Source organism: Sutterella sp. (genome assembly GCF_052272535.1).
Taxonomy (GTDB): Bacteria; Pseudomonadota; Gammaproteobacteria; order Burkholderiales; family Burkholderiaceae_F; genus Sutterella.
Genome location: NZ_DAVZJY010000117.1, coordinates 1 through 7,643 on the forward strand (window position 1 = coordinate 1; position 7,643 = coordinate 7,643).

Below are 7,643 nucleotides of genomic sequence, written 5' to 3' on the forward strand. Positions count from 1 at the left end.
GTCGGAATCGTCCCCTTCCTTCCGGTCGGTCCGGGGGTGGGCTCTCCCGTGGGGGAGAGCCCGCCCTCATTCCTGCCGGTTACTTCGCGGCGGCGGCCTTCGCCTTCTCGGCGACCGCCTTCCTCAGGAGCGCGGCGGCGTCGGAAGCGGCCTTGGCGCTCTTGGCGAGCGAACGCGAGGCTTCATCGGGATTGTGGAAGTACGCGCCGTTCGCAGCCGTCCAGTACTCCCAGTTGATGTGGGCGGAGGCGTGGAGCTTGCGGGCTTCGTCGAGCGTCTTCTGATCGACGCCGTTGGCGATCGCGAGGTCGAAGGCGTCGAACATGTCGTTCATGCGCGATTCAGCTTCGCGGACCTTGCCATCGAAGTGGCCCTTCATTGCGTCGATCACCTTGTTCATCTGCGCTTCGGTCTTGTCCTTGTGGCAGGTAAGGCACGTTTCCTGCATGTAGTGGCGCGGCGAAGTGGCCCAGTGGAGCGTGTAGGTCTTGCCCGTCTTCTCGTCCTTCACCTTCGGCATGTGGCAGGTCGCGCAGTCCGCGCCGATCTTGTCGTGCACGGAGCCGAAGTACGTTTCCGTATCCGGGTGCTGCATCTTCACGAGGCCGGCGCCCGTCACGTTGTGCTTGAAGTCGCGGAACGGAACCTTCTCGTAGTACTCCTCGATCTGGTCGGCGTTGACGAACGGGAAGAGGTTCGTCCAGCGGTTGTCGAAGCCCACCTTCTCACCCGTCTTGGCGTTGAAGCCCGGGTTGCAGACGTACTCGACGTGGCACTGAGCGCACATCAGGTTGGCGTCGGGCTTGGCGAGGTAGCCCACCTTGCGGGTGAAGCCGCGCACGCCGAAGTCCTGCACGTCCACCTTGGTCTTGTGGGCGGCGACGGAATTCCAGACGCTCGGCACGTCCTTGTTGTCACGCGTGACGGCGTCGATCAGACCGTCGCGGACGATGCGCGGCTGCGCGGTGTGCGGATCGTGGCAGAAGTTGCAGTTGAGCGCGTGGTTCACCTTGCGCACGACCTCGACCGGGTTCGAGGCGCGGTTGAAGGTCGCGCCCTCGACCTTGTCGCCCATGTAGGCCCAGTCGAGCATCAGGTCGGTGGACTTGCAGCTCCAGCAGACGGCGTTGCCCGCGGCGGCGGTGCCGGGCTTGTGCGCCTTCTGGGTGTTGTTGTCCGGATAGTTGTCCTTGAGGACGTCCCAGGCCTTGTAGGACTTCCCGCCCTCAAGACCCGCGTAGAGCCAGCCGTCCTTCGGCTCAAAGCGGCCGCCGAACGCGCGGTCGACGATGAACTGGTCGATCACCATCCAGGTGTGGGCGCGCGGCAGATCGTGCTCCTTCGTGAAGCCGTGCGCCCCGAGCGCACGATCAAAGAACGGGTCGGGCGCCGGGCCGTTGGCGGCCTTCTTCGACTGGCGCGCCGAACGGCCGTCGTCCTTGAAGAGCGACTGGTACTGGAGCGTGTGGCATGCGCCGCAGTTGGCCGGATCCATGTTGACGGTCGGACGGGCCGTGGGCTTCTTCAGGTGCTCGTCAAGCCCGGTGTGGCAGGACGTGCAGGCGACGGCCTTGTGCTGGCTGCCGGTGTGGCTCTTCGTGATGTTCGAGTGGCAGGTCGTGCAGCTCGAGAGGTCGGCCGCGTTGGCGGCGCCGACGAGTCCAAGGGAGAAAAGTGCGGCGGCGACGGCCGTCAGACAATGGCGCGTGGTCATGGTGGGGGTCTCCTTTCGGATGGGCTCTCCCTGCGTCTTCGCAGGCGGGGCGCGGGAGAGTTCGTAGCTAAGTGTTTCTTTATGCGTCAAATTTTATTTTTGCTTAAGCCTCACTTAAAGACCCACGACGGGAGGTCCCGGAGAGGGGTTGAGAGACGTTCTCAACTCCCCTCTCCCTTAGAAAACCGAGCGGTTCGGAGCAGCTCTCGAAGGTTTGATATTCCTTAAGGGTTAATTTCAACCCCCACCCTTCGTAGAAACCCGGCCCCCCAGCTGATCCGTGAGGGGGAGGCGGGCGAATCGGTGCGCCCGATGCGCCGACGCCCGCGCCGGGCGGAGTGCTCGGGCGGGCGTCGGATGGGATGGATTCGGGCGGGATCGGGCGCTTGAGCGCCGCTCTCCCGCCGCCGGAGACGAATTCGGCGTCAGGCGTCGAACTTGCCTCGCGGCCAGGCGAGAATGCCGCGGGTCGAGGGGAGGATCGCCGGGTCGAACTCGGGCTCCTTCACGCCGGCGCGCTTCTGCGCGAAGTAGTCCTTCTGCACGATGAAGGCGATGTTGCCGAGCAGGAGGATCGCACCGAGGTTGAGCATCGCCATGAGCGCCATGAAGAGGTCGGCGAGGCTCCAGACGAGCGAGAGGCTCGCCACGGCCCCGAAGAGCACCATCACCACCACGCAGAGGCGGTAGATCTTGTTGGCGATGGGCTTGCGGCTGATGAAGTCCATGTTGACTTCACCGTAGAAGTAGTTGCCGATGATCGAACTGAAGGCAAAGAAGAGGACGATCACCGTCATGAAGATGTTCGTCCACTCGCCGAGCTGCCCCGCGAGCGCATGCTGCGCGAGTTCGATCCCGGTGATCCCCGCCGTCTGCCAGTCGGGCGAGAGGAGCACGATCATCGCCGAGGACATGCAGACCATGAGGGTGTCGACGAAGACGCCCAAAGCCTGCACGAGGCCCTGCTTGGCCGGGTGCGTCGCATCAGCCGTGGCCGCGGCGTTGGGCACCGAACCCATGCCCGCCTCGTTCGAGAAGAGGCCGCGCTTCACGCCCGTCATCACCGCGACGCCCACGCCGGCGCCCATCGCCGCGTCGAGCCCGAAGGCGCTCTTCACGATGAGGGTGAGGACGGCCGGAATGGCGGAGATGTTCATGAAGGTCACGATGCCGGCGACGAGAAGATAGGCGCCGGCCATCAGCGGGACGAGCCAGCCCACGACGCGCGCGATGCGCGTGAGCCCCCCGAAGATCACGAGCCATGTGAGGACCGCAACCACCACGCCCGTGATCATCGGATTCACGTCGAGGGAGGCCTTGAGCGAGAGCGCGATGGTGTTAGCCTGCACGGAGTTGAAGATGAGGCCGTAGGTGACGGCGATCAGCACCGCGAAGACGGTGGCGAAGAAGGGCGAGCCCAGGGCGTTGCCGATGTAGTAGGCGGGGCCGCCGACGAAGCCGCCGTGGCGACGCGGGGCCTTGTAGACCTGCGCGAGCGTCGATTCGACGAAGCCCGTGGCGGCGCCGAGGATCGCGATCACCCACATCCAGAAGACCGCGCCCGGACCGCCCACCGTCACGGCGAGCGCGATGCCAGCGATGTTGCCGACGCCCACGCGCGAGGCCGTGGAGACGCAGAAGGCCTGGAAGGTGGAGATGTGCCCCTTTTCGGGCTTGTTCGAGGCCCCTTCGCCGATCAGGCGAAACATTTCGCCGAGGTGGCGCAGCTGCACCAATCCCGTGCGGAGCGTGAACCAGATGCCGCAACCCACGAGCAGGATGATGAGGACGTAGGACCAGAGGACGTCGTTTATCGCCGAGACGATGCTGTCAAGAAATGCCAATTGCGTGCTTCTCCCGTTTTTTTTGGTTGATTCCAGGCCTTGCCGCCTAAGGGAAAGCCCGGAATTGTAACAAAAACGATCGGTGCACCGCTCTGGTGCGGGGAGTTGGATTTCTTCTTCCGCTGCGGGCGAAGGACGGTCCAGGGCCTCCCGGAAGGCTGCAGCTCCGGGAGGCGGGGGCATCATCAGTCCATCTTCTTCGCGTTCTTGAAGAAGACCTTCTCCTGAACGCTGCGGGTCGCAACCGAATAGAGCTCGTTGTGGAGCTTCTCCGTCACAACCTGTGCGTCGCGGATCACCTTGAGGTTGAAGTCCTGAAGCATCTTGTCGGCCTTCTTCGCGTCGGTCTTCACGACCTTCAGGTAGTCGGCTTCAAAAGCCTCCATGCGCTTCGTCACGTCGGCTTCATACGCCGCGTAGCGCTCGCGGACGATCGGCGCAAGCGTCGGGTAGTCCATCATCGCGAGCGTCTGCACCTTTCTGAACTTCCAGTACGCCGAGTCGCTGTCGGCCTGGTCCGTACCGATCGAGAAGTCCTTCGGGAAGGCCTTGAGGCCCTGATAGAACGGGATGTAGACGCCGAGGTCCGCCATGCCCATCGAGATGAAGTTCACATGACCGATCGCTTCGGGAAGGTCGGGACGCACCTGCATCACGTGCGTGCACTGCGTGCGGAAGACCGAGATCGGACGGAAGGGCTCGTCGCCGCGCAGCCCCTTCGAATACGGATCGTGCTGCGCGAGGTCGCCGTCCTGATAGTGGTCGCGCATGAGCGTCATCAGACGCTCGGGACTCACCTTTTCTGCGGGCTTGGCGAAGACCGGGAAGCTGCGGCCCTCCTGAGGCTTCAGCTGCAGCTCGGGCGAGAGGAGCTTCTGGATGCGGTAGACGCGCGGGTCGTTGTAGGTGCGGTCGCGCGAGTCGTCGCGGCAGAAGGCCTTGCTGAAGTTGAAGTCGCCGTCCTTCTTGGGATCGTAGAGGCCGTTCTTCTGCGCGAACTCGATCATGCCCTTGCTCGACATGTAGTTGGGGTCGCCCGCCTTGAAGGTCTGCAGCCGTCCCTGATTCGCCGAGGCGAAGTAGACGTCCTTGGGAAGCTTGACCGCCATCCAGTGATGCCCCGTGCCGGTCTCGAGATACCAGAGCTCCTTGTTGTCCACGAAGGCGATGCCCATGCCGGCGCCCGCACCGATCTGCTCGATGATGCGGCCGACAAGCTCGACGCCTTCCTTCGCGCTCTTGATGCGCGGGAGCACCACGTCGATCACGGCTTCCTCAAGGAAGCCCGACTCCTCGTTGTACGGGTCGAACTTGAGCGCATGGTCGCTTGCATAGATCGACTCCGTCGCGGACATGCCCACGCCCGCGCTGTTGAAGCCCGTCGCCCCGTTGAGCTCCGTATCGAAGTCCGCGACCTTCGTGTAGCTCAGGCCGTTCTCAGGGAGCGGATATTCAAATGCGTTCGAACCCCCGTGATCCTTCGCCCGGAACATGCCCTTCACGCCCTTCGTCGCGGGCATGTTCATCATGTGTTCGGCGTAGAAGGCGCGGTAGTCCACGCTGCGGGCGACGAGATACGAACCATCGTCGGTCGCTTCCGACCCCACGAGGATCGTCGTGCAGGCAAGAGCCGCACTGGAAAGCGCGGCGGACAGAACCGCGGCGAAGAGCGTCTTTTTCAGGGACTTGAACTTCATTCTTTTTTATCTCCATTGGCGTAGCCTAGGCACTTTGTCTTAGGCGCCTTCGAAGCTTAATGGAGGAGCTCCCGCCGCTTCCCTGAGGAGTTTCCCGACGAAAAGCGCGGGAGGAGCGGAGAGGTGCGGTTCCAGAGCGCAAGCTCCCTGCGCCCAAACCCCTGAAGCGCCGAAGGGCGCCGGGAGTTCTTCCTCCCGGCGTCCTTCTTCCGCATGAACGTTCGGCGTCCGCCTCCGGGGCGGCCCCCGTCAGTGCGCCTCGCCCCAGTTCTTCCCGACGCCCACCTCGGCGATCAGGGGAACGGAGAGCGTCGCCGCGCCGGCCATGAGTTCGGGGAGCTTCGTCTTCACGCGCTCCATCTCCTCAGGGGGCGTCTCGACCACGAGTTCGTCGTGGACCTGAAGGAGCAGCCGGGACTCAAGGCCTTCACCGCGCAGCCACGCGTCCACGGCGATCATCGCGCGCTTGATGATGTCGGCGGCCGTGCCCTGCATCGGCGCGTTGATCGCGGCGCGCTCGGCGGCGGCGCGCACCATCGGGCGCGAGGCGCGGATGTCGGGCACCCAGAGGCGCCGCCCGAAGGCGGTCTCGACGTAGCCCTGCTCGGCCGCAAGCGCCCGGGTCTTCTCCATGTAGCGCTTCACGCCGGGGAAGCGGTGGAAGTACTGGTCCACGTAGTTCTGCGCGACCTTGCGGTCGAGCCCCATCTGCTGCGCAAGACCGAAGGCGCTCATGCCGTAGATGAGGCCGAAGTTGATCACCTTCGCCATGCGGCGCTCGTTGGGCGTCACCTGGTCGAGGGGCACGTTGAAGACCTCGGAGGCGGTGGAGCGGTGGATGTCCTCGCCGCGCGCGAAGGCCGAAAGGAGCCCCTCGTCCTGCGAGAGGTGGGCCATGATGCGCAGCTCCACCTGCGAGTAGTCCGCGTCCACGATCGACCAGCCGGTTCGCGGCACGAAGGCCTCGCGGATGCGCCGCCCCTCAGGCGTGCGGGTCGGGATGTTCTGCAGGTTCGGGTCCGAGCTCGCAAGGCGTCCAGTGACGGCCACCGCCTGCCCGAAAGTCGTGTGGATGCGCCCGTCGCGGTCCACCATCGTCGGGAGCTTGTCAAGGTAGGTGCTCCGCAGCTTCGTCAGGCGCCGGTGCTCGAGGATGAGTTTCGGGAGCGGATAGTCGAGGGCGAGCTCGGTGAGGACCTCCTCGTCGGTCGAGGGCGACCCCGAGGCGGTCTTCTTCACGACGGGAATCCCCTGCTCGACGAAGAGGATCTGCGCGAGCTGCTTCGGGGACGAGAGATTGAAGGGGTGCCCGGCGGCCTTCTCAGCGTCGGCGGCGAGCTGCTCGATCTGGGCGCCCAACTCCGTCGACTCGGTCTTGAGGAGCGCGGCATCGAGGCTGATCCCCGTGTTCTCCATGCGGAAGAGGACCGGGAGGAGCGGCCGCTCGATCTCTTCGTAGACGGATTCGAGGCGCCCTTCACAGGCGAGCCGCGCGTGGAGCACCGAGCCGGCGGCGCGGATTGCGGCCGCCTCTTCGGCGAGGAGCGCCGCGGTAGCGGCGGGCTCCACCTCGCGCCAGGAGCTGCGCTTGGCGCCCTTGCCCAACACCTCGTCGCGGCTCGGCAGGCGGCGCTTCAAGAGGCGCGCGGCGATCTGCGCGAGCTCGTGCCCCAAATGGGCTTCGAGCGTGTAGTCCATGAGCATCACGTCGTCCACGCGCCCGCCCACCGTCACCTTCTGGGCGAGAAGGGCGTGCAGCGCCGACTTCCCGTCGTGGAAGATCTTGGGCACGTCGGACTCGAACCAGGGGCGGAGCGTCTCGAGGATCTTCGCGACGGATAGCGCCGCGGAGGACTGCGCGACGAAGACGTCCTTCGGGGTGAGCGCGAAGCCGAAGCCCCCGAGGTCGGCGTGACGCGCCGCACCGTCGTAGAGAAGCGCGATGCCGACGGGTTCGCTGCGCTCGGCGTTGAGCTCCGTGAGGAGCGCCGCAAGACCTTCGGCGTCCTCGATTTCGGTGAAGGGCGTCTCGTCGGGGTTCGCCCAGGCTTCGTCGAACTTCTCCGCCTCGCGGGGCAGCTCGGGTGCGGGCGCAGCCGGGCGCTTCACCGCGGCCGGGACCTTGGCGTTGGTCTTGAGGGCGCCGGCTTCGGGCGCGGCGGTCTTGCCCGCGAGCGGCGCCTCGGCGCGCGCGAGCGACCCGCGGGAGATCTCCCAGCGGGCGCTGAAGGCGGAGAGCGCCGCTTCGTCGGCCGCGCGGAACTGCAGGTCGGCGACGGACGCCACGCCCGGAAGCGCGGCGTCGCACTTCACGGTGACGAGTGCCTTCGCTTCGTCGAGGAAGGGGAGCCCCGCGCGGAGGTTTTCGCCGATCTTCCCCTTCATCGT

General features: G+C 65.4%; 4 protein-coding genes. All 4 read right to left on the reverse strand.

Annotated elements, in window-relative coordinates; translation table 11 throughout:
* Positions 1–79: 79 nt before the first annotated feature.
* On the reverse strand, positions 80–1,714 hold the full coding sequence (locus tag ACT6Y9_RS06990; protein ID WP_443743998.1) for an ammonia-forming cytochrome c nitrite reductase subunit c552: 1,635 nt from the start codon (positions 1,712–1,714) through the stop codon (positions 80–82).
* Positions 1,715–2,139: 425 nt separating this feature from the next.
* Positions 2,140–3,558, reverse strand: a complete 1,419-nt coding sequence (locus tag ACT6Y9_RS06995; protein WP_443743999.1) for an alanine/glycine:cation symporter family protein — start codon at positions 3,556–3,558, stop codon at positions 2,140–2,142.
* A 185-nt stretch (positions 3,559–3,743) separates the two neighbouring features.
* Complete coding sequence (locus ACT6Y9_RS07000; protein WP_443744000.1) at positions 3,744–5,255, reverse strand: C69 family dipeptidase; 1,512 nt, start codon at positions 5,253–5,255, stop codon at positions 3,744–3,746.
* Positions 5,256–5,504: 249 nt separating this feature from the next.
* The coding region (gene polA, locus ACT6Y9_RS07005) for a DNA polymerase I (protein ID WP_443744001.1) at positions 5,505–7,643 on the reverse strand (2,139 nt) is incomplete at its 5' end.

Coding starts and splice junctions, on each gene's coding strand:
- ACT6Y9_RS06990 (WP_443743998.1), bottom strand. CDS start 1,714: ATGACCACGCGCCATTGTCTGACGGCCGTCGCCGCCGCACTTTTCTCC.
- ACT6Y9_RS07000 (WP_443744000.1), bottom strand. CDS start 5,255: ATGAAGTTCAAGTCCCTGAAAAAGACGCTCTTCGCCGCGGTTCTGTCC.